The sequence below is a fragment of the Pseudomonas sp. AC169 genome, assembly GCF_979258515.1.
Map to the genome: position 1 here is coordinate 2,393,624 of NZ_OZ409866.1, position 22,797 is coordinate 2,416,420.

Consider the following 22,797-nt stretch of genomic DNA (forward strand, 5'->3'; position numbering starts at 1 on the left):
TCCCTGTTAATCAATCTTCAAATGTTTAGGCGGAGGGTTTTACGATGACTCAGGTGCGCCGCACTTCAGCTCTTTGATTTGCTCGTTCTTGATCGGAATCACACAAGCAAGGCGCTTCTCTCCGAGCCCACGGAGCTCCGTCAAACTGAGCGTCACGTGCAACCCATCCTCGGCAAACACATGATCCTCAAACCCGGCATCGGCATAGTCTGTCCAAAATGCCTTGCCCTCGAAACTACAGAACCGCTTGGAGGACAGCACTCTCCAACCGCCGTTGGGCGCCAGTATCTGCAACGTCAGACATGGGCTGCCAAAGGTGCTGACATAACGTGCCACGACATCGCCGAAGCGCTGGGAGCCGGACAGGTACACCTTGTTGAGATCGACCACATTACCCGGCTCATCAGCGACGATCGTGTCCAGATAAGCCGCACGCTCCAGACTCATTCTGGCCATGCAGTTGTTGATCGTCGTGACATGCGCTGCCACCCCAGGCTCGATTTCCGTGGCTTCAAGCGGGCATGTGGTGTCGCGTAGCTTGATCCAGGCGCGCTGGGATTCTCTGGCCATGGCGCCCACCGCCTTACCCTGCTCAGGGTCACGCCGTTGTTGAGTCTCAAACCGTCCCAGCAGTCTCTTGTAGCTGGCATTGAGTTGCGTGTCGGCTTCTTTGCGAGCTGCCTCCACACACCGATCGACCTGAGCACTCACGGTGATTTCTTTGCAGTCGTCCTCGGCCATCGCAAAAAAGGCAAACAGGCATCCAAAGGACAACGCGATAAAACGCACAAACCTGTTCAATTTTTCATTCCCTGAATGGCGGATCGCTCAACGACACGTTGAGGTATTTTCTGCGTCTTGCCATCGGCGCTCATCGCGTCGCGGTACTGGCTGTAATAGCGCTGCGCTTCATCTTTGCGATCAAGGCGCCAGAGCGAGTCGGCTATGTTCAACATCAGTACCGTGCGTTTACCAACGGCCTCAACGCCGCGATAAAACTTCAGCGCCAGCTCATCTCTACCGCCCTCGGCCAGATAAAAACCGAGGTCGTTGTAGACCCGAACATTTTGCGCCGGGGGATGGCACGCCATGTAGGACTCTGGACTTAGAAAGGTCAGGCTCGATTCGATGGACTCTGCGCGGGACTGTGCCGGCTCGATACTCGAAGCATATTTCAGCAGGTCCTTGGGTGGCTTAGTCTCCAGGACAGGATTGAGCACCCCGCCCTCTTCGGAAACCCATTGCTTGCCTACCCATTTACCCTCACAAAACCGCTCGTAACTCTCAGCAAGCACGCAACCGGTTTCCATCGATATCACATCGCAATGCCCTTGTGATGTTGCTATTTCTTCACCGTTCTCACCTATGACTACGCCGTACTCCACCGCAGTCGCCAGTAGAAATTTTTTGTCAGGGCTGAGCCATTCAGGATAAGCCTGGGCACCAATGCCGGCATGAAACAACGGGAACGTTTTTCCATTCGCGGTGAACCAGGCAGTGGTAGATTCCACGACGGGTGATGTCCATTTTTTTGCCTGGAACGTCACTGTGTTTCCGGCGGCTCCCACTATTGGCGGGTCAACGGCAAAGACATTGGTAGCGCTGAACAAGCTGCCGATCATCAACACCCACTTAAGGCTGGCCATAGCTAATCCTTTTCGCCGTTAGCCGGCCTTTTGTTTTGTAAGGCACTTTGCATAGCCGTCCGCAAACTTGGCGTCGAATGACAACGCCACCGGTTCATCCAACTCGGCCGAGGTGTTGAGCAATTCGTGGGTAGCCGGGGTGTATTTGATCCAGCCAATCGTGCCGCTGCCGTCGGTGTCGAAAAACAGCTGAGCGCGCACTACTTCACCGTCATCCTCGTCGATCAGCAAATTGACCTTGTCCTTGCCGACATAACGAAACGGAAAATCGCTGCTCCTGACAAGCTCAGTAAGGTAGCCGTAGCAACTCCCTTCGCTGGCAATCGCGGGCAGTGGATGAGGTAATAGCGAAAGCGCAATCAGCACGGGCCGAATGAAAAATCGGTTCATCCACTCACTCCTCATCCATCGGCGGCGATGCCACGTCGGTCATGCTCAGCAGCCGAAACTCATTGTTCACAAACTCGTAGTAACGGTCCCGGTTACCGCTTTCCAGTGCATTCCCTTGGGCGTCTTCTTCGCCGTCGAGCGTGATGCCGGACACGATAATCAAACGACTATCGGGCTGGTAAACCATGCCGACGGTGCTGCCGTCGTAAGCATTCGGCAGACCGCCAACCACTTCACCGGTCTGGGCATCCAGCACTTCGCCGCATAGCGCGCCGCCGCCACAGCCGAAGCGGTACAGGATGTAATGACCGGCGAAATTGACCTTGCCCTTGAGGGCGTTGGCACGGGTGCTGTCCATCATCGGGCTGCTGTTTTCCTGCGGCACGAGTCCATGGTGCGATCCGCTGAAAACGGCTGAAACGCTGTAGTCCTTGAACGCCGGTTCGGTAGCGAACACGGATGTGGAAGCAGCCAGGAGGCTGGCAAACACAGCGGCAAATCCTTTCACGGGGTGACTCCATTCGGTGTGAGGCATCGCCGGCATGCTCATTGGAAAGCAATGCTGCGCACGGCGGTCTTGATGTGTTCGAAACCTTCGGCACTGATCGCCAACGGGATGGATGAGCCCGATTCGGCAGCACCGATCAGCACCTGCTCGCCCTGAACCAGGCAGAAGGCGATACGGCTGAATTGAGGTTGATGCTTGTGGTGGTAGCCGATGATAAACCCTGACGACTTCGCCCCTTCCAGTGACTCAAAGGCATAGGTTTGCGGGTCACCTGCCAGCGGTGTTGGTCGCCAGCCGACTTCGGTCAGGGTCGCCGGACATTTGCGATCATTGGCCTCACGCAGCTGTTGCAGCTCGATCGTGTCATCTGCCGGCGGCTGCGTCGTCAGGGAAGAAAAACTGCCGACGTTTTCACACATGATCCCGAACCATGGATGGGTCATGTTGGCCGAGTTTTCAAAATTCCATTCATAGCTGCTGGATCTCGGCGCTTGCCATAAGTGTGGTGCGCTGGAGGGATCGGGCAGTTGTTGGGAGGCGATGAATATCAGATCGGGCGCGTTGAACTGCAACCATTGATCCTGCGCAAGCGTCATGGAAAAACGACAAGGGGTCATGTCGACCGAGGCCTCGGTTGGCCCTTGCACGACCGGTAATTGACCTGTCGCATTGCCGACCATTACGTCACTTGCGGCACCCGCATGACCTGCCTGCATAAGCGCAAAAAAACCAGTCAACAAGCCGCTCAGGAAACAGCGTTTTACAACGTCCATTACTCTGACTGCCCTTCATAAAGCTGTGTTTGCGGGTTGAATTGCCACAGATGGGGTCGGGTCATGGCCTCTTTGCCCTTGTAGCGGATCTGGTCGCGCTTATCGCGGATGTAGGAGTAGATCTCGATGTCTTTTACATCGCCGCCGTTCTTGGGCGGACCGTCCAGAACCTTGACCTCGGCGAAATAATCGCCCCCTACATGCTTCAAGTAACCGTGGCACTGGATGAGAAAGGCGAAGGTCGAGTCACCCGCTGAACCGCGGCTTGAGTAGGAGGTGAAAATGAAGTCCTCCTGACTGTCGCCGTTGAGATCGCCGCGATACACAACTTTGCCCTCCTCCAGACTGAATCCATCAGTTTGAAAACTTGAATGTATGTCCAAGACGTAATCGGATCTTTCCACCCATTGCGAGAGAAAGTTCTTCGTATCGGTCTCCGAATTGCACAGATCCGTCGCCATGCTCACCATCGGCAACCAGGCCAAACAAATCAACAACAGTCGTTTCACTTCGTATCCCTCGAATTAATCAATTCCAACTCACCATCCCGATACAACACCTCACACCCCACCCACGCCGGATCTACCTGCGGCATCACCGCCGACGGCTTGCGCAACTCGCGCAACAACGTCGAGCCATGCGACAAGCGCCCGCCCATTCGCGCAATCACCGCCCGCGCTGTTTGATAGTGCGCATGTCGCCCGGGATCAAGGGTGTCTTCGAGCAGGATGTCGGCGCCGAGGATGCCTTGCACCTGCCCCGGATAAATCATGAACCCGGTGGCCAACTCCGCACCTTTGCGACCGTCCTGCCAGAAGCTGCCGTCGCGGGTGCGCACGTCGGGATGCGGCGCGAACCAATGCTCGCGGTCCGCCAGTGGCATGGCGTGATGAAGCCGGAAGAAGATGCGCATGAGGTTGTCGCGATACCACTCGCGCACCTGCAGGTAGTAGCCGCGCAGGCCCGGCAGGCCGGTCGAATGCGCGAGGCGGATCAGCCCTGACCATTGCGGGAATGGCTGTAGCGGCAGATCGCTCGACGCGGGCCGAGGCGTGGCCGGATCGGTTTCCCACGGCAAGCGGTGAGGACTGTTTTCAAGGTTGTCGTACGCGGTCGGCGGGCGCCCAAGCCAGTCGCCGCCGCTGCTAGCCAGCGCCGTGGCGATGCACAGATTGCCTTGCACTACGAACACGTAAAACCGGGTGAACCAGTCCGCGAGTTGTTGGCCATCGGCACCTTGGGCGACGAGTTCGGCGAGTTCCTGATCGAAGCGCTGCAAGCCGTTTTCAAGATTCAGCAAATGCCCGCGAGCCTTGCGTTGCATACGCAAAAACAGCGGCAACGAACGCAGCATCTTCAGCGGTTGCCACGGCAGATGCGGAGTCGCGCCACCGACTTCACCAGCGTAGTTACTCGCGCTGATGCCCCAGTCGGCCAGCCGGGCAAGAAACAGATCATTGTTGATGTAGGACGCGCCGCCGAACACGGCGGTGAACGGCTCGTTGTCCTGCAACACCCGTGCATCCCAACGCGCCATGATCGCCGGGATACTCGCTGCTGCGCGGCGTTGGGCGTATTCCACCAGAACGCTCGGTTGCGGCGGCAGGATCTCGGCGATGTTCGCGGCGGTCAGGTGCCGGCGCCAGCCGTAGTCGCTGATCGGTCGGTATTGCAGCAGCCACAATTGCGCGCCGTCCCAGGCCCATTCGATGTCGCCGGGCACGTAGTGGAACACGCGCAACACGTCTTGCAGAAAGTGCCAGAGCAGGTCTTCGGTCAAGCCATGGGACGGCGTGAACGTGCCGCTGCGCCAGGCATCGCCGAGCTGCGAAAGCGTTGCCCGAGAGGGGCTGACATGACCGTCGGCAAGCGATTCGAGATGGCCTTCCACCCATTCAAGTTCTACCGAGAGATGGCGCACGAAAGCGATGCCGGACACTACCGGGGTGATGAAGCGTTGCACCACCACTTCCTCGACGCCTTCGGCCGTGAGTTCGGCGATACGTTTCGGCACATTGGCGGTTGGCTCGCGCAGATAGGTTGTGCTCAAACCGGCGTTGGCCGAGTCGGCCTGATCTTCGCCATAACTGGAGGAGCGCACCGCCCAGGTCACATCAGGTTGAGCTGCGAGAAATGCCGGCAGACGCGGATCGGCACAATCGTTGAGCGTCAGCGCTGCCGGCACCGCTTGCCGCGCCAATTCAGCCAGGCGCAAACGCCCGCCCTTGGTGTGCGCAACAAATCCGCGCTCGCCCGACTCCAGCCACTCGGCGAATTCGGCGGGCGAGTCGATCCAAGGGTAATGACCCCAGCCGGGTTTCAGGCTTATGGTCAGATCAGCGCGGGCGAGAATCGCCGACCATGCCGCCGCTTGCTCGATACCGAGCACAGCGTCCTGATCGCCCCATACCAGCTCGACCGGATCGGTGATCCACTCCAGCAGTGGCAACGCGGTGTCGGCCCTCACCAGATCCCAATGCGGCACAAACGCACGGCAGCGCGCATATCCGGCGCCCATGCGCTGGTACTGCGCGGGCGTCCAGGTCTGGTTGGAAAACTTGCGCGCGAACAGCGTGGGTTTGTTCGACAGCAGCCAGTGAATGGTCTTACGAATCGGCAGTGGCGACATCAGTGCCGGTAACCGCCGCTGCCACAAAAACGCCCCCACCGGCGCCAACAAAACGCTGCGGGAAAAGTGCCCGGGCCGACGCTGCAACGCATGCAATACAAGCAAGGCATTGACCCCGACCGCCATGATCGCGCTGCCCTTCTGCGTCATCGCCAACAAGGTCTGCGCATAGTCCGCGAGATCCTCGCAAGGCGGCTGCGGATTCGTGCCGAAGCCCGGCAACTCCAGCGGCACCGCGTCGTAGCGCTGGAAGTGCGGCAGTGCGTCATCCCACCAATCGGCGGCGCTGCCGTTGCCGGCCAGCAGGTACATCAACGGCTTGCTCATGAGCGATCCTCAGGTCAGATCGCGCAGAGCGGCGTCGAGGGTTGGATAGCGGAATGTGTAGCCGGCCTCGGTCAAACGCTGCGGCACCACGCGCTGACCGTCGAAAAACAGCTGCGCCATCTCCCCCGCCAATGCACGCACTGGCGCGGCGGGAATGTGCAACCACACCGGACGCTTGAGGACCTTGCCGGCCTGCTCGGCGAACGCGGCCTGACTGACCGTTTCGGGCGCGACCATGTTGTAGGTGCCACGCAGATTTTCGTCGTTGAAAGCCCGCGCGATCACCTGAAGCACATCGTCGCGATGCACCCAGCTCATGATTTGCCGACCGTCACCCATCCGCCCGCCGAAACCCAGGCGGAACGGCATCAGCAACGGCGTCAACGCACCGCCGGGGCCGAACACCACGCCGAGACGCAGCACCACCTGACGCACGCCGAACTCCGTGAGCGGTTGCGCGGCGGCTTCCCAGCGCGCGCAGAGTTCGGCCATGAAACCGTCGCCCTTGTTGGCGTGTTCGTCGAGGTTTTCGCTGGCGTCGCGCACGCCGTAGAAGCCGATGGCCGAGGCTTGAATCCATAGGGTGGGTTTGTGCTTGGTGTTCTTCAGCCAGGTCATCAGCGCTTCGGTGGTGCCGACTCGACTGGCGAGCAATTGCGCCTGACGTTTGGGAGTCCAGCGTGGGCCGGCGACGGGGGCGCCGGCGAGATTGATCACTACGTCGAAGGCTTCGTCGTGGCTGAGTTCGTTGAGTGAATGCACACAGCGGACGCGGCCGTTGAATAGATTGGCCGCGCTCAATGGATCGCGCGTTAGAACGCTGACCGAATGGCCTGAGTCGAGCAGTTGGTTGACCAAGGCTTCACCGATAAACCCGGTGCCGCCGGTGATCAGCACTCGCTTGTAGGCGCCATCGGCAAACGGGTTGGATTGGCTCAGTGCCTTTACTGAAGGGGATTTTCGGCGGTCATACCGATACAACCAGAACAGCGGCGGCAACAACACCAGCAACGCAAAACCGTCGAGCCACAGGTGCGACCAGACCTGCTGTTGCGCTGAGAGCCACATGTCCTGCGGCGCCCATAACAGGATGCCCGCGATCAACCAGCCCCACACTGCCGGGGTTTTCAAGCGATTGCCCAAGTGCACCAGCGCGAGCATGTACAACGAATAACTTTGCAGCGTCGCGCCGAACAGCGCGAGCCACCAGACTTGTTGTTCGTGGCCGGCGGCGGGTACAGCATCGGCACCCCAGAATGCGAGTTCGAGAATTTGAAGATAGCCGTCGAGTAAACCGGAATGCCCGGCCCAGGTCAGGGTGAGTCCGGCGAGAATGTGCACGATTGCGGCGGCGTAAAGCCAGAGCACTAACGCCGGGCGAAGGGAGGTAGAGGGGGCTGGCATTCCGTGTCCTGAGCGCATTCCTTGGGGGTGGGGAGTTTAAAGGAAAATCGCAGTCGTCAGACGCTCAAAAACTAAACGTTTTACCGGACGGATTCAGACCCAACGACTGCGAAAACGCATCAGACATGACCTGGCATTTCAGATGCAGTGACTGGCCTTGATCGGTTCAGCGCCCTGCGATTCCAATCGCCCCACGTTGAAGATGCCCAACTGATTACCTTTGTCAGCCGCCATCTGATAACAGGCTAACGCTCGGGACATATCCTTCGTTCCAAGCTCGCCACCTTCAAAGGTAGAGGCCAGATAATTCATCGCGTCTGTGGAGCCCATGGAAATAGCACGAACAACCTGCTCTTTTGCCTGCTCGGGATGGAGGCAAGGGCCGTTATAGTCGGTGGAGTTTCCTGAACAAAGAAACGTGGCATAGCCCAGCGCGCCACTCGGTATTTTCGAGGCCGCTTTGAACAGCGCCTCTACTTTGCTGGTTTCCAACTGGGATGCCATTTGAGAAAGACTCAGGCTTGCCGCCGAAAGACTTGCCTCTGCATCACCTGACTCCGCAGCACATACATAATTTTCTAGGGACGCTTCAACCAGTTCCACCGTTAGAGGGTATTGCTCAAGCAACCCAAGCCCACCTAAAGCTTCAGCACGCTGATCACAGAAGTTCTCGGCGCGGCTCATTCCTGGATTACGTGTTGCGACAAGATCCTTCTCACTGATCGACCAATCCTCAATCCCCTCAAGCACCCAGCACGCCTGACGAGAGAAGTTGAAGATTTTCACATTGCTGTTGCCTGCCCTTTTATCCACAACGTGGACGTGACTGTCGTCGACCTCTTCGATCTCGACTCCTGCTGTCTTGCCGGGCGTGATTGCAGCCATCAGCGGATAGGTGAACGTTGCTCCACTAACACCCGAGGTCGAAGGCTCAAATGTACTTCGATCCTTCCCAGCTACCGGTTTCAAGACCAGCGACTTCACTGTCATCGCAGTCAGACGGCGCTGTGATTCGCTGTTGGCGGAAAACGCCGTCAGGAAAGGCGCGAACTCCTCCGAGGGACAAGCGTCGCTGGTGGGTGCCGTCGAAGTGCTCTTGTCGGATGCAAGAGCAGGGACGATCTTGTCCAGATACGCCGAGCGTTCGCGACTCATTCTGGCGATACACGAGTTAACGGCGAACACATGCGCCGGCATCCCCGCCTCGATCTCGAACGCCTCCAACGGACAATTCGCATCGCGCAATTTCAGCCACGCACGTTGCGACTCTTTAACCTTCGCCGCGTACTCCGCACCCAACGCCGGATCTGCTCGATAGTCAGACTCAAGTCGCGACATCAACTGCTTGTAGCTGACATTCAACTGCGCATCGGCAGCCTTCTTCGCCGCCTCCGAACAGGGCACCATTTCCAGGCTTGAGGTGACATGGCTGCAGTCGTCCTGCGCGTAGGCAGCTGAAGCCGGCAGCAGTACGGCCAGCAGGGTTAAAACAAAACGGTTCACTGTGTTCATCCTTGAGTCATTCAGGTTTTGCGTTTGGTGAATCGGGTGATGCATTGCTTGGGTATGTTCATTTCCCAGTAAGTGCTGAGCAACGCTTTGCGTTTTTTGTCGACGCGCAGGTTAACGAAGCCATCGCCGCAGTCCGGCTGCAACTCTTCGAACGTGCCGGTTTTCGCTTGATAAACGAACACTCGGTAGTAATCGTAAGTACCCATGCCGTCATCAAGCCGCCAGATCGCAAAATCCTTGGTGCCGTCGAAATTGAAATCGTCGAGCTGCATGTGGAGTTCGTTCTCGGCTTCAAAAGCGATTGTCCGCGACTCGCTGTGCGTTTCGCTTTTAACCGCGATGTTCAGCTTGGAGCCTTCTAGAACCAGCGTCGCGTCGACGCCTTTGGTTGGGCTGAATGTAGTGGTTTCGGCTAACGCCGGGATCGTCCACATCAGGCCGAGCAGTGATACCGCTAGAGTTTGAATTGAATGTATTTGCCCTATTCCCACTTGCATCCGGACTCTAGGGAGGAGTCGATGCTGGTGCTGATTCCGAAGCTATAAGCCTTACCGTTGGACTGCTTTGTGTAAGACATCGAGACCATCTGTGAGCCTTGTGTCATCAACTCATAAGTGCCCGTGACCTTGCCGTTGACGACTTCGGACCAGGTTCTGGTGCGCTGCCAAGGGGCGTCCGGGTCGAGAATTTCGTTCTCGGAATCCGTCAGCACAATGGAAATTGGCTCGTTTGACTTGGCGTATTTGACGAAGCCACCAGACCATTTGCTGGCTTCGTCGTAGTAAGTGCGGAGTTCGAACTTTACCGGGCTGGTTTCGGAGAGTTCGAAACAGAGTGATTCGCTGGTGACTGCGCTGTGGGCCATCAGTGGAAAGAGGCTGGGCAGCAAAAGAAGGGTTTTATTCATGTTCATTTCCTTATGAGAGTCGAGTTCACTGCTCTTTAACTCCCGGCTTTCTCCAGCAAAAAATCTATCATCGATAGGCGTCGGTTACGTGGATAGGCCGTTGTTGTCAGACCGATCCTCACTGTGTCGCAACCACTTAAACAGAAGTCACGATCTTTCGATCTACTGCTAAACGGATGTCATGTTCGTCGGACATTTCCCGCAAGACGCCGAGCCATCCATGAACTATCCACCCCTTGCATTCACCGCTAACCTTGATTTGTCACCGCAAAAAACGGTGACACGGACGTGCAAGTCCGGGTAAAAGACGACTCGCAACGTCATTGGTCGCTGATCGGGCATATCCCAGCTCGCGCTACCGACTGTATGGCGGCTGTGCGTGGTAGAAAAAATGGGACAGACCACGTTTTCTGGGTAATTACTCAAACCGTGGTCTGTTCCCATTCCCCTGCAACAGTTAAATAAGCTTCACTTAATAGCTAAGGAGCTGACATACCGCAAAGCAGCTTCCATAGTGAGCAATCCTTGACCCTGTAAACTAAATACCAAAGCAGGTGTCACACAACCAGTGTTCCGGACCCACTCCGCGGGACTTTCTTTCTCCAACTCATCGGAAATTTTCATCAGAGAATCCCCTCCTAGCTCTTGAACACACGTACCAAACGCAGAAGAAAATAACTTCTTTGCATCGCCATCGTTCTCGAGAAACTTTTGATAGGTTAGATCACTCAGAGGCGTGGCAGGGCGTTGGTAAAAAACGTCACGCGTTATCGTTTTTTCAGCTGAAGCGACAATTTCTTCACGAGAAAACAAAAAGCTTCCATCCTTATAAGTACCCACAACATTTCTGCTGTAGCAAACACTGGTTGATGGTTCACAGAAGTAATACTGAATCACCAAATTTCCGTCTACCACAGATAAGCCATGCGATACATCCAGTCCTCCGCTATTGTTCATTTTTTTCGTTGGAACAAGACTGTCATTTTTAAAAATTTCTTTCCCACCAGAAGTGACCACAAGAACAAAGAAATCAGCCCCTCCTTTGGTCAACTTTATGACGTCTGCTTGCCCATCCCCCGTCACGTCAGCATTAATAACGAGATAATCCCCTGCACTGACGCTGCCGGCGAAGCTAAAAATAAACAAGCAAAAAATCAAGCTATCTAAAAATTTTTTCATTTTCCCATATCCTTGTAAATTGAGCGCGACGTTCAGCATAACTACCCGTATGAAGATTTATAACTTTTGTAATATCGTTAACATAGGATTCAGAATCTCCCTTATCCGCAATATTATACAGCTCATTTTTTAACCAAAAATAAACTGCCGACCTAGCAGCATACTTAGGTTGCTCCAGCAAAGCCGGATTATTTATAAAATTTAAATTTTCGCCCGGCCAAAGCCCTGGATACTTATTAGTGAAATCATTGTAGTTATACCGACCAGTTAGCTGCTTCAGCCCACGACCTCGATATTTCCAACCATCTCCGCTTGCAATATTTCCATTGCCTAGATCAGAGTTACCAGTAACACCATTGTATGCTCTATTAGCGATTTCAACTTGATTCGCACTTTGCACATTAGGTTTAAACCCATAGAGATCAGCTTCGTCCGGCCTATTTTTAAAATATGCGAAGTTATTAATCAACACTTGCGGACGATATTTTAGCGATTCCACAAGAGCATAACTATCGCCGACCTCAACGCGCACTTGAGCAAAAAAATGGCTCAACCTTAAAGGGGTATCGAGTTTATACTCCGAAAGCCTCGGATTCAGCTCATCCGCCAATAGCTGTAACTGGGAAGGATCATCAGCACTTTTGAAAATCGCCTTAAGCATCGTCAAAGTAATAATCATAGAGTTTTGCGCTTTGGCGTTCGCAATAAATTCAACAGGGTGGAAATGATAAATCATCCCATTAGACAGAGCATTTTTTTCTATTGCGGGAAGATCGTTCCAAAAAACTAAATTATCAATGCGTTCACTCTCATGATTTAGGTTATCAAGAGAGTCTTTTAAGACATCCTTTAGGCGACTCCATTTAGGCGAAGCCGACTCATCCTTCCACTCTGTCGGATGCAATGCGATTACCCTTGACCAGCGCTCACGAAGATCAGGGTTTTTCTGAGCGTCAGATAGCTCATCAGCTGTAACATCACCATTTCCATCTCTATCGATTTTCGCGTAAATCTCTTTGAAAAAATCCGGAAGATTATCTGGATCAAGAAACCCATCTGCCTCAGAATTTTCTTCCTTAACAATCTTGAATCCCAACTTCGCCCAATCGTGCTGAGTAATAATTGGAGCACCTTGTTTTTTGAATAATCCTGATACAGCTTGACCATTTTCGACAAGAGTTAGGTCATACCATTCTTCAGTATCTTTGAATATCTTGGCTTTATTCAATTCTACGTGGTGCTCCTCCTTCAGATTTAAAGTTCCAACCAAAGGAGACTTTAGACGCAATTCAGTCCCCTTGGGAACATATAAGAACTGTTTGCCAATTTTCAGTTGCGCTTTATTGTCGAGGAAATCTGTAATTTTTGGATCGGCTGAAAAAATTTCCACATGAACGCTACGCTTACTATTAACACCAACATTCGGCCCAGAAACTGTTTGATTCAAACCAAAATAGCCAATTGGATCCCCGGCCTTTATCGATGTTTTAACTGCTTCAACTTTATTGAAGTCTAATGGCGTGACACTATGCCAATATAGGTTAGGGTCATCAACGCACGCCCAGAATATGTCGGGGACGGAACCGCCCCCTTTAAGCCCCGTGGCACTACTAATAACTCCAGGAACGAATACACACTCAGCCATACTCCGCTTTGTGTTGCCGACCATCAAATTTATAACTTTTCCGCTATCAAACTGCACAACGCTATCCGCACATAAAGTAGCGCTACCCTTGGGCGGTCCAGCCGCAGAGTCATTTTCCAAAACAGCAGGCGCATTAAAAAGAGGCAAACCCGCTCCTTTAACGTGCCCTTCAACCTGCCCTTTCCAATATCCCGGTCTAATACGTTCAGGAATTGGGGTTTCAACGTAAATTGAATCTCCTTTTGAGTTTTTGTAACTCTCTCCATTTTCCTTGTAAGCAAACCAGATTTCGTCACCAACTCCTTTTGTTGTTGATCCATTTTTTGTGACTTTTCCAGCGAGGATTCTTCCCTTGGCGTAAGTCTTTCCTTCATTGGTTTTCTGATCCTGTATCTCAAGCTCAGTATTTTTTGCTATTTTCCCCTGAGGCTCATTTCCAGGCTCCCATGGCGCACTACTGTGGCCCTGAAAATCACCGACAATCATCTTTACCTTTGCCTTCGGTGTTTCCTCTGGTGCCAAGGGATAACTATTAAAAGGCAGCAGGTGCATATAAAGACTATAAAACGTCAGCGTATTAAATTTGTCTTTATTTCCGCCAACTTCTGGATTCAGAGGGGACTTATAGTCATGCCGAACTAAGCAGAATGAATTTGAATACTCTAACTCTGGAGCCTTCTTCTGCTCCACCGCAGGTGTGCTTTCCGTTGCGGGCTTTGCCGGCTTATCCTGTCCAAACCGAGACGTCAAATATTTGTCATTCAGCCGATAAGCAACAACCACACCATCCGCCATACACTGAATCGGCTGATCGCGAATGCTCTGAGGAGCGCTTAATTCACTTATATGAATACCGCCATGCCAGAATTTATTACTACCCAACAGATAATGACCAGACTTCTCAGCCTCTAACGCTTTGTATATTTCATTAGAATCATTAAACTGTTTTCCGTCTGATTTTCTAAATGGATATTGGAAACTCATTAACGGTGACGCCGCTGGAACAGCTGACGGAGCTGCTGCCGGAGTGCTTGGAGAAGCAGACCTCGTCGACTCTTTGACCCTTAAAAATTTTGTAGGGACTGGCCAAAAATGGGCATTATCATAGGAGCCAAATTTCGCAGTGGCTGGACCAGAACTTTGCGCTCCAAAAAACTCACCAAACTCAGAGTCCACTGTACTGTCATACGACTCCACTATACCCGTATGATTTAAGGTTTTATTATCCCGATTTGACGTTTTGTTAATCCAGAGTACGATATCTCCACGTTTTACATTAACAGGGCTAATTACATCATAGTATTGAAGGGCTGCCGAACTATTGAGGCCCGCTGTATTTTGATAAGGAACTTCGTAGCCAGCACCTGTAAGCAACAGGTTAACCATATGAGAACAGTCGACAATTTTCTTACCGTTCTCTACGGCATAACCATCCCCGCCCTCCTTATACCTATAGTTAGCACTGGTATAGTTGCTCGACAAATCAAGTGGTTCTGTCATTTCTGCTTCCTGCAATAATCAATAGCAAAAACTGGCTTGAATACCAGCTGGCTGCTTATCCAAACGTTCTAGATGTGCGATCGACCCTTTACTGCCGTGTTTGGCAGCCAGTTGGTAGCAAGCTAACGCCCTGGACATGTCCTTTGTTACAAACTTTCCAGTCTCAAAGGCTCGACCAAGTGCATTTGTTGCAAAAGCACTTCCCATACGGGCAGCTTGCGTCAGCGCTTCCTCAGCCTGTGCTGGACGCTGGCAAGGACCGTCAGAAGAAATGTTGTTACCGTCGCAATAAAACAACGACAGGCTCATCGCCCCCTCCGGCAAAGTGGTCGCTGCTGCCTTGAATAGCTTCTCAACTTTTTCGGTTTCCAACTGCGGAGCCATGCCGGAAAGACTCAAACTAGCGGCACTCAGACTGGCCTGAGGATCACCCGAAGCTGCTGCGCATAGATAGTTTTCCAGTGAGGCTTCAAACAACTCGCCTGTGAGTCGATACTGCTCCAGCCCCCCCAAACCTCTAAAAGCTTCCGCACGTTGAAAGCAGAAGTTCTCTGCTTGGCTCAAGCGAGATTTGCTCGCCAATAAAAGGTTTTTCTCACTGATCGACCAATCCTCAACCCCCTCAAGCACCCAACACGCTTGGCGAGAAAAGTTAAAAATCTTGATGTTGCTATTACCCGCTCGCTTATCCACTACGTTGAAATGACTTTCGTCAATCGCTTCAACCTCAACGCCTTCAGTCTTTTCTATGCCTACAGGCGCCATTAACGGAAACGCCAGATTGGAGCTGTTGACTCCCGTCGTTTGCGGTTCAAAAACCCCGTGCTCACCAACCGGTTTCAATACCAGCGACTTCACCGTCATCGCAGTCAACCGCTGCTGAGTTTCGGCATTCGCAGAAAACGCCGGCAGAAACCGGGAAAAATCCTCGGACGGACACTCATCCGCATAAGCGCTGCCATGAAACAGGCTCAACAGCGACGCGGTGAAAACCGCGATCGCGATGCCATTGCTCTTCTTCAAAACTCCATTCATGTCGATCACTCAGAAAACACAAAAAAAGCCTTCGGCTTAACCTTCTCAGGCGGCGCATTCAACAACGCCTGATCCATCAAACTCCCCGCCTTATCCTTATCCGCCGCCCCCGGCAGCACCGGCGGTTTAATCCCGATGCCAGTCCCCGATCCCGCAGAACCACCCGCATTGATCTTGATCACCGGCCCAACCACCGTCACCCCACCGCCATCCAGCTTGATAAAGCTCCCACCCCCAAGAATGGTCAGCTCCGTCCCGGCCTCAATAACAATCTTGTCCCCAGCCTTGAGGTGTATCTCTTTCCCCACGCTGGTCAGCTGCGCCGTGCCCAGCTTCACATGCTGGTTCTGCCCAATCGTCAGGTGATCATCCAGCTTCGCTTCAATCTTGCGGTCGCTGATAGTGGTGCGGTGTTCTTCAGCCTTCAGCTCGGTATAGGTGTTCTTCACCACCGTGTCGTGACGTTCATTGCCGACACGAATCTTCTGATCGTGCTCAACGTTCTCATCCCAATCGCGCTGGGCATGAATGTAGATCTGCTCCGCACCTTTCTTGTCTTCAATACGCAGTTCGTTGTACCCACCACCACCCGGCGAGCTGAGCGTTTTGAACACGCTGCGCGTCTTGTTCGCCGGCAAGGCGTACGGCACCGGGTTTTCCTTGTGGTAAAGGCAGCCGGTCACCAGCGGTTGATCGGGATCGCCTTCGAGGAAGGTGACGAGGACTTCCATGCCGATGCGCGGGATGCTGATGGCGCCGTAGCGGTCGCCGGCCCAGGCGCTGGAGACGCGCAGCCAGCAGCTGGTTTTGTCGTCGGCCCGGCCTTCGCGGTCCCAGTGGAACTGGACTTTGATGCGGCCGTATGGGTCGCAGTGGATTTCTTCGCCTTTGGGGCCAGTGACCATGGCGGTCTGGCTGCCGAGGACGCGCGGTTTCGGGTGTTCGAGGGCCGGGCGGTAGAACACGTCCCACGGGGTGGCGAGGAAGGTGTTGCGGTAGCCTTGGTGGAAGTCGTCTTTGTTGTCGGTGGTGTCGCTGGTCACGCCTTCTTCGAGGACTTGCGGCTGCTTGCCTTCGTGGAAGATTTCGGTGAGCAACCACAGGTCATTCCACTCGCTGCGCGGGTGGTCGGACATGGCCATGAAGTGGCCGCTGACCAGTTTGGTCTGGTCGCCGCGACCTTCGGCCTGGCGGTAGTCGGCGCGATGGCGTTCGAGGGCGCGTTGGCTGAGGAACTTGCCACGGGCGCGGTCGATGAAGCGGCCTGGGTAGTCGTAGTCTTCGAGATCTGGCTCCGTGCTTTCGCCGTCCGGCTTATATGCGGCTTCCATTTGCAGACGCGGCTTTTCGAAGTCGTAGTCACGGCGCGTGGTGCGGCTGGTGCGGGTTTCCAGGCGCAGTTTGAAGCCTTTGATCACCGGTTCTTCGGCGACCATGCCGCTGCCTTGCACGTACGCGGTCGGCTGGCCGAGGTCGGGGAACACGGTCTGGTCGTCGCCGAACACCAGCAGGTGGGCTTTGTCGCTGTGCTGGAAGTGGTAGTGAATCCCTTCCTCTTCGCACAGGCGCTGGACGAAGTGCAGGTCGGTTTCGTCGTATTGCACGCAGTAGTCGCGATCCGGGCACGGCTGGCTCAACTGGAAGCTGTAGGCGTTGCCCTTGATGCCGTGTTCTTCGAGGATCAGCGCGATGATTTTCGGCGCCGACATCTGCTGGTAGATGCGCTGGTTGGTGCGGTGATGCAGGTATTGCAACTGCGGCACCATCGACACTTTGTAGCGAGTCAGACGCTTGCCGGCATCGCCTTGGGCGACGCGGTAGATCTGGCCGTGGATGCCCGAGCCTTGTGGATCGAATGCGAGAAACGCTTGCTTGTGCAGCAGTTGTTCGAGGTCCAGATCCGGGTTTTCGCTGACCAGTTCGAGGTCGAAACGATACGGCTGGCTGATGCCTTCGGTGCCGGTGAACGACAGCACTTGCAGGTCGCCGACGTAGTCTTCGACCTTGAGGCTGAAGTGGGTTTCGTTAGCTGGGTTGAACATAAAGTGCTCCCTGTTCGAATGTCATCCGTTACGCCCGAAGTCGCAGACGTTGCAGCCAGGACGAAGTGGCGCCCAAGGCGTCACGCAATTGTTGGGCAGTGATGGTGCGCTCTGCCGGGTCGAAGCTCAGCGCGGTTCGCAGCGCTGGCCAGCCGTGTTTCGGTAAATTCGCCGGGGCTTGCAGTTCGCGCTCCAGGTGCTCGTCGCGGGCCTGGGTCGAGGGCAAGCGGCGGAACGGGTGTTTGCCGCCCGCCAGTTCGTAGATCACGCAGGCCACGCCGTACACGTCCGCGCTGGCCGACAACGGTTGGCCCTCAAGCAGTTCGGGGGCGGCGTAGCCCGGGGTCCAGGCGTTGAAGCGTTCGCGGCTCAGGTGCGGCAGGCCGGGCATCACGCCCTCCTCTGCCTGACCGAGGCCGAAGTCAAAGAGGCGCAAGCCGTCTTCGCTGAGCATGACGTTGCTCGGTTTCATGTCACCGTGCAGCACGCCACGACCGTGGGCGTAGGCCAACGTGTCGAGCAGCGGCAGGACGATGTCGCGCAGTTCTTGCCACGGCAGGCCGAGGGGCCGCTCGCAGAGCAATTTGTCCAGGGTCAGGCCACGCATGTATTCCATGGTGATGAAGGCCCGCTGGCAGTCGGTGTCTACTTCAAAGGTGTGTGCACGCACGACGTTGTCGTGGCGCAGGCGTCGGGTCAGGGCGAACTCGCTGTAGAGCAAGGCACTGGCGTCCGGCGATTCGGCAAATTCTTCGCTGAGGATTTTCAGCGCGATGTAAGGGTCGGGATCGCCGAACTGTTCGTGCAGCAGATCCCGCGCCCGGTAAACGGCGCCCATGCCACCGGCCCCGAGCAGGCGCTCGAGGTGGTAGCGACCGGCGAGTACATCCGGCAGTGCACCGATGCTGGCCTTGGTCGGCGCCAGCAAAGGCTCTGCTTTGTTTTCCTTGGCGAAGGCGAAGTAGGTCAGGTTGCTGGCCTGTTCTTCGCTCATCAGCAAGTCGTCGACTGAGGATTCGATTTCAGTCATTGGCGGATCACCACGGCTGTCAGGTTGTCGCGCGCCGCGCCACGCAGGGCGCCGTCGAACAAACGTTCCAGCGCCACGTGCGGCGCGCTGAGGCTGAGGGCGTTGCCGAGGGCATCGCTGCTCAGGCCCTGATACAAACCATCGCTGCAGAGCAAAAACGCATCGCCCGGATAAACCTCGAGTTCAAGGACGTCCAGGGTCAGTTGTTCAGCGGCGCCGACGGCTCGAGTCAAAGCCTGAGCCGCCGGGTGCGCCGCCGCTTGTTCGACGCTCATTTGCTGCTCGTCGATCAATTGCTGTTGCAACGAGTGGTCCTTGGACAGCTGATACAGCCGCTGCCCACGCCACATATAGCAACGGCTATCACCGGCCCAGATGCAGGCCGCGCGATTGCCTTCCACCAGCAACGCCACGACGGTGCTGCCCATGATGCTGTCGTGACGCCCGGCGGTAACCGTCAACTCCTGGCCCAAGCGCCGGTTCAGCCAGTGCAGGCACTGGCGGATGGCTTTGAGGCGTTCGTCGAAGTCCTCGTGTTGCGGCAGTTCAGCCAGGCTGGCGACGATCAACTGGCTGGCGATGTCGCCACCCTGATGACCGCCCATGCCGTCCGCGACCACCCACAGCCCCTGCTGCGGCGAGTCGAGGAAAGCATCTTCGTTGCGCGCCCGCACCTTGCCCGGGTCGGTACGCGCCGCGCTGCGCCAGGCACTGGCCACCAGCATCAGAGCTGCACCGGCATACGGAAGGTGCGCAGCACGCCCATGTCGAACGGGTTCGGCGTGCGCTGGCTGGTCAGCAGGTAGTTGGCGCGCAGGCCACCTACGTCGGCTTTCAGCACCAGTACATCGCGACCGGTCAGGTACTCGGTCTGCATCAGGTCGAACAGACGGAACAGCGACCATGGGCCGGAGTTCTTCTCGATGCCGATCGGACGACCGGCCATTTTGTCCATGACCAGACTGGTGCGACCGTCTTCAGCATCGGTCGGCCATTTGAACGACATTGGCAGGATCGGACCGTGGCGGTATTCCATGGTCTTGTCGCCGAACTTGAACTCGGAACGGCTGACCGCCGGGTCGAGGGTGTACGGCTCCAGTTTGAACTGCACGGTCGGTTCGGCCGGGTTGATCGAGAAGAAGCTCTGACGAATCGTCAGCGCTGCCGCCATCTGGTCCAGATACATTTTCGATACCGGCAGGCTGTGCCCGTCGACGCTGCGCATGCGGTAGTTGCCCGGATCGCCGCTGACGAATGGACGCATGTAGCTGTCGAAGAAGCGGTCGACGGTGCCTTGAGCGCGGAAGAACTCGCGGAAATCGCTGATCGCCACGTCGCTGGTGCTGCTGGCGCTGAACGGATAACGCTTGCTGATGGTTTTGCCATACACGCTGTACAGCTCGTTCTGATAACGGCCGTTCAGGTATTGGTAAGCATCGTTAAGCACCAGACGCCACGAGTCTTCAGCCAGCACGTTGAACCACACGCTGAGCGGACGCGGCAGACGGCTCGACGCATTGCGCAGGTTGGTCAGCGCATCACGCTGGCCGCTCATGCGGGTTTTCGCCATTTCGAACGCGGCTTGTTCCGGCGTGCTGGAACGGGCCAGGCCGGCCAGTTGCAGTTGCAGGTCGTTGAGCGCGCTCAGTGCAGGCGTCAGGTCCGCCGCCGGGCCGTTGTTGTCATCGAGCAAGCGATGCAGCGGTTCGAAGCGGCGTTGCAGCGATTTCTTCGCGGTGTCCGGCAGGGTCTTCGCCACGTTCAGGGCCGAAGCCTTGTCCGCTGCGGCGGCGGCAAGTTTGCCAACCTTACCCAGTTTGCCTTTCTGCCCGGCCAGCGCATCAGCAGCGTCGCCAGCTTCTTCGACAGGATCTGCTGCCGCCTGGAAACGGGTGTTCTCACGCACTTCGGTGAGCAATGCCAGCACCGGCGAGTTGGCCGAGGTCAGGCCCGCCAGTTGTTCGGCGCCTTCACCGGCGTCGCTGATCGGCGGCAGGGCAACCTGGCCAACCGCTTCGCTCCAATAGTTGGCGTAGTCGCGGAAGTACAGCTGCTCCAGCTCGACCATCAGACGACGCAAGTCCATGTCGCTGATGCCCGCGCCTTCGCCGAGTACCCAGTTGTCACGCAGGATGTCGGTGACCAGCGCCGAACCCTGCACCGAGAAATACTGCTGATAACCGGTTTGCGTGTAGAAACCCGGGATCACGTATTCGGTGCCGATAAACAGCGAGCCTTGTGGGCCAAGGTGTTGGCTGAAACGATAGTCCGGCAGATTGCGCGCCTGCTCTCGGAGCATGCGGTAAACCACCGTGGCCAGCGATTCGCTGCGCAAGACCTGACGCGCCTGAGTAACCAATTGATCGTTCAGCGGGTAGATAAACGGCTGCTTCAGCAGACGCTCCAGATGCGCATTCAGACCGTTCTGTACGGCAGTGTTGCCGGTGTAGCGCGTCGACCAGTCAGTGCCGACCCAGTCTTTGAGCCACGCGGCATCGCGACGGTCTTTCATGTTCAGCATCAGGTACGCACGCAGGCTGTTGAGCAGGCGGTCGCGGTCCTTCATGTTGGCGCGGATCTGCCCTTCGAGCATGGTCGCAACCCGTGGCAGCAGTTGCTTTTCAAGCTCGCGCTCGTAAGCCTCTTTGACCACTGGATTAACGTCTTCGCCCTGATACAGACCACCGCGTTCGTGGTACGAAACGTCGCCCTTCTTCGGGAACACCTGCGTTGCGGCGTAGCTGCTGTCGAGGGTTTTCAGCACGCCCATGGCGTCATCACGCGGCGACAGTGCCGTGCGTTGCTGCGTCCAGTTCTGCGCCAGATTGCGCAGGTTTTCCAAGCGCTCGTAGTTGGCCGAGAATCCGCCCGCCCAAAGCATGCCGAACAACGCCAGTGCAGCCAGTGCGCCAACGTACAACGCCCGTTGGCCCCAATGAATGCGGCTGCGCTCGCGCCTGTCCAGACCGGCCAAGTCGGATTCAGGGAAAATCACCTGGCTGAACAAGTGATGAATAAACCGCGAACGGCCGCTGCGCAGGGTCGGCAGCACACCGGCGCTCATGCCGAGGCTGGCGCCGATGCCGGCGGTGGTCGAGTCCATCTCTTGGGTCAGGTGCGGCGCGCTGGTCAGGTAGAAACCGCGCAGTTGCGTGGCACGCTGATAACGGTTGCCGGTGAACGCCATGTCGACGAACAGGCACAGGCGCTCGCCGATCTGCCCCAGTTGATGCGGGAAGTCGAGGATGCGGCCACGGCGCTGAGTGTCGCGCTCGGAGTGCATGCGCATGATCACTTGGCTGTTGAGGCGACGCAGCAGTTCTTCGAACTCGTTGCGCAGCACAGCCACGTCAGTGCCGACCTGATCCTTGCGGAAACTGGTGCCGAGTACCTGATCGCTTTCTTCGCGGGTCAGTTGATCGAAGAACTCGTCGAAGCCGAGCAGCTTGTCAGCCTTGCTCAGGACCAGATAAACCGGCACGTCGACGTGCAGTTTCTGATGCACGTCTTGCAGACGGCCACGAATCTGGCGCGCGAGGGTTTCGATGTCCTGCTCACTGCCACCGAGCAGGGTTTCCACCGGAATGGTCACCAGCACGCCGTTCAACGGACGGCCGCGACGACGCTTGCGCAGCAGCTCCAGCAACGTCGTCCAGGCACCGCCGTCGACTTCCACATCCGGTTGCGTGGTGTAACGCCCGGCGGTGTCGATCAACACACCGTGGTCGGCGAAGTACCAGTCGCAATGACGGGTGCCGAGGGTGTCGCGGGTCAGTTTGCGGTCGATCTTGTTGATCGGGAATTCCAGACCGGAAAAGTCCAGCAGGCTGGTCTTGCCCGAGGCCTGTGGACCGATCAGCAGGTACCACGGCAAGTCGCTGCGCCAGCGTTCGCTGCGGCCGCGATACAGGCTCGAGGTCTTCAGGGTTTTCAGCGCGTCTTTGAAGCGCGCCTTCAACTCTTTCTGCTCTTCGTCGATCAGCTCTTCGCGGCGGATACGATCCTGACCGTCCTCGCTTTCTTCCTCGGCTTTCTTGCGGATACCCGAGCGCCAGCTGACGAAGACCATGGTCAGGCCCCAGATCAGGAACAGCACAGCGATGGTCAGTAGGCGCGCGGTCGCGCTCTCCCAGAACTTGTAGTCATCAACCGCCAACAACGGGCCGACGAACCACACCAGCAGCGCCACGAACAGCACCAGCAGCAAGGTCCAGACCCAGGTCTGGCGCAGGAAGGCGCCGACTTTCTTGAAAAACTTTTTCATCACACG

The 22,797-nt window shown here is 56.1% G+C and carries 18 protein-coding genes; all 18 read right to left on the reverse strand.

Features of this window, described 5'->3' with window-relative positions:
* Nucleotides 1–39 precede the first annotated feature (39 nt).
* A complete protein-coding gene (locus ACZZ0G_RS10975) occupies nucleotides 40–741 on the reverse strand; it encodes a lysozyme inhibitor LprI family protein (protein ID WP_463558841.1) in 702 nt (233 codons plus the stop codon).
* Nucleotides 742–797: 56 nt separating this feature from the next.
* The gene (locus ACZZ0G_RS10980; RefSeq protein WP_463556143.1) at nucleotides 798–1,646 is read right to left on the reverse strand and encodes a tetratricopeptide repeat protein; all 849 of its coding nucleotides are present in this window, start codon (nucleotides 1,644–1,646) and stop codon (nucleotides 798–800) included.
* A gap of 18 nt (nucleotides 1,647–1,664) precedes the next feature.
* Entirely contained in the window at nucleotides 1,665–2,036 is a 372-nt protein-coding gene (locus ACZZ0G_RS10985; RefSeq protein WP_463556144.1) for a hypothetical protein, read from the reverse strand.
* A gap of 4 nt (nucleotides 2,037–2,040) precedes the next feature.
* Complete coding sequence (locus ACZZ0G_RS10990) at nucleotides 2,041–2,571, reverse strand: hypothetical protein (protein ID WP_463556145.1); 531 nt, start codon at nucleotides 2,569–2,571, stop codon at nucleotides 2,041–2,043.
* Nucleotides 2,572–2,582: 11 nt separating this feature from the next.
* Nucleotides 2,583–3,317: a hypothetical protein gene (locus ACZZ0G_RS10995; protein WP_463398332.1), complete on the reverse strand. Its 735-nt coding sequence runs from the start codon at nucleotides 3,315–3,317 to the stop codon at nucleotides 2,583–2,585.
* Nucleotides 3,317–3,826, reverse strand: coding sequence for a hypothetical protein (locus ACZZ0G_RS11000; protein WP_463556146.1), 510 nt, complete (start codon nucleotides 3,824–3,826; stop codon nucleotides 3,317–3,319). Before ACZZ0G_RS11000 ends, ACZZ0G_RS10995 begins: the two co-directional genes overlap by 1 nt.
* On the reverse strand, nucleotides 3,823–6,273 hold the full coding sequence (locus ACZZ0G_RS11005) for an alpha/beta hydrolase (protein WP_463556147.1): 2,451 nt from the start codon (nucleotides 6,271–6,273) through the stop codon (nucleotides 3,823–3,825). The genes ACZZ0G_RS11000 and ACZZ0G_RS11005 overlap by 4 nt, the downstream gene beginning before the upstream one ends.
* A 9-nt stretch (nucleotides 6,274–6,282) precedes the next feature.
* A complete protein-coding gene (locus tag ACZZ0G_RS11010) occupies nucleotides 6,283–7,677 on the reverse strand; it encodes a TIGR01777 family oxidoreductase (RefSeq protein ID WP_463556148.1) in 1,395 nt (464 codons plus the stop codon).
* 138 nt (nucleotides 7,678–7,815) lie between these two features.
* On the reverse strand, nucleotides 7,816–9,180 hold the full coding sequence (locus ACZZ0G_RS11015; RefSeq protein WP_463556149.1) for a lysozyme inhibitor LprI family protein: 1,365 nt from the start codon (nucleotides 9,178–9,180) through the stop codon (nucleotides 7,816–7,818).
* Between the two features lie 20 nt (nucleotides 9,181–9,200).
* Nucleotides 9,201–9,461: an XAC2610-related protein gene (locus ACZZ0G_RS11020; RefSeq protein ID WP_463556150.1), complete on the reverse strand. Its 261-nt coding sequence runs from the start codon at nucleotides 9,459–9,461 to the stop codon at nucleotides 9,201–9,203.
* 209 nt (nucleotides 9,462–9,670) lie between these two features.
* Nucleotides 9,671–10,096: a hypothetical protein gene (locus tag ACZZ0G_RS11025; protein WP_463556151.1), complete on the reverse strand. Its 426-nt coding sequence runs from the start codon at nucleotides 10,094–10,096 to the stop codon at nucleotides 9,671–9,673.
* A gap of 468 nt (nucleotides 10,097–10,564) precedes the next feature.
* On the reverse strand, nucleotides 10,565–11,275 hold the full coding sequence (locus tag ACZZ0G_RS11030; RefSeq protein WP_463556152.1) for a hypothetical protein: 711 nt from the start codon (nucleotides 11,273–11,275) through the stop codon (nucleotides 10,565–10,567).
* On the reverse strand, nucleotides 11,256–14,420 hold the full coding sequence (locus ACZZ0G_RS11035; protein ID WP_463556153.1) for a glycoside hydrolase family 19 protein: 3,165 nt from the start codon (nucleotides 14,418–14,420) through the stop codon (nucleotides 11,256–11,258). Before ACZZ0G_RS11035 ends, ACZZ0G_RS11030 begins: the two co-directional genes overlap by 20 nt.
* Nucleotides 14,421–14,438: 18 nt before the next feature.
* Nucleotides 14,439–15,455, reverse strand: a complete 1,017-nt coding sequence (locus ACZZ0G_RS11040; RefSeq protein WP_463556154.1) for a tetratricopeptide repeat protein — start codon at nucleotides 15,453–15,455, stop codon at nucleotides 14,439–14,441.
* Nucleotides 15,456–15,460: 5 nt separating this feature from the next.
* Complete coding sequence (locus ACZZ0G_RS11045; protein ID WP_463556155.1) at nucleotides 15,461–17,497, reverse strand: type VI secretion system Vgr family protein; 2,037 nt, start codon at nucleotides 17,495–17,497, stop codon at nucleotides 15,461–15,463.
* A 28-nt stretch (nucleotides 17,498–17,525) separates the two neighbouring features.
* Complete coding sequence (locus ACZZ0G_RS11050; RefSeq protein ID WP_186613298.1) at nucleotides 17,526–18,527, reverse strand: serine/threonine-protein kinase; 1,002 nt, start codon at nucleotides 18,525–18,527, stop codon at nucleotides 17,526–17,528.
* Nucleotides 18,524–19,252, reverse strand: a complete 729-nt coding sequence (locus ACZZ0G_RS11055) for a PP2C family protein-serine/threonine phosphatase (protein ID WP_038359322.1) — start codon at nucleotides 19,250–19,252, stop codon at nucleotides 18,524–18,526. The genes ACZZ0G_RS11050 and ACZZ0G_RS11055 overlap by 4 nt, the downstream gene beginning before the upstream one ends.
* Nucleotides 19,252–22,791: a type VI secretion system membrane subunit TssM gene (gene tssM, locus ACZZ0G_RS11060; RefSeq protein ID WP_463556156.1), complete on the reverse strand. Its 3,540-nt coding sequence runs from the start codon at nucleotides 22,789–22,791 to the stop codon at nucleotides 19,252–19,254. The genes ACZZ0G_RS11055 and tssM overlap by 1 nt, the downstream gene beginning before the upstream one ends.
* Nucleotides 22,792–22,797 lie beyond the last annotated feature (6 nt).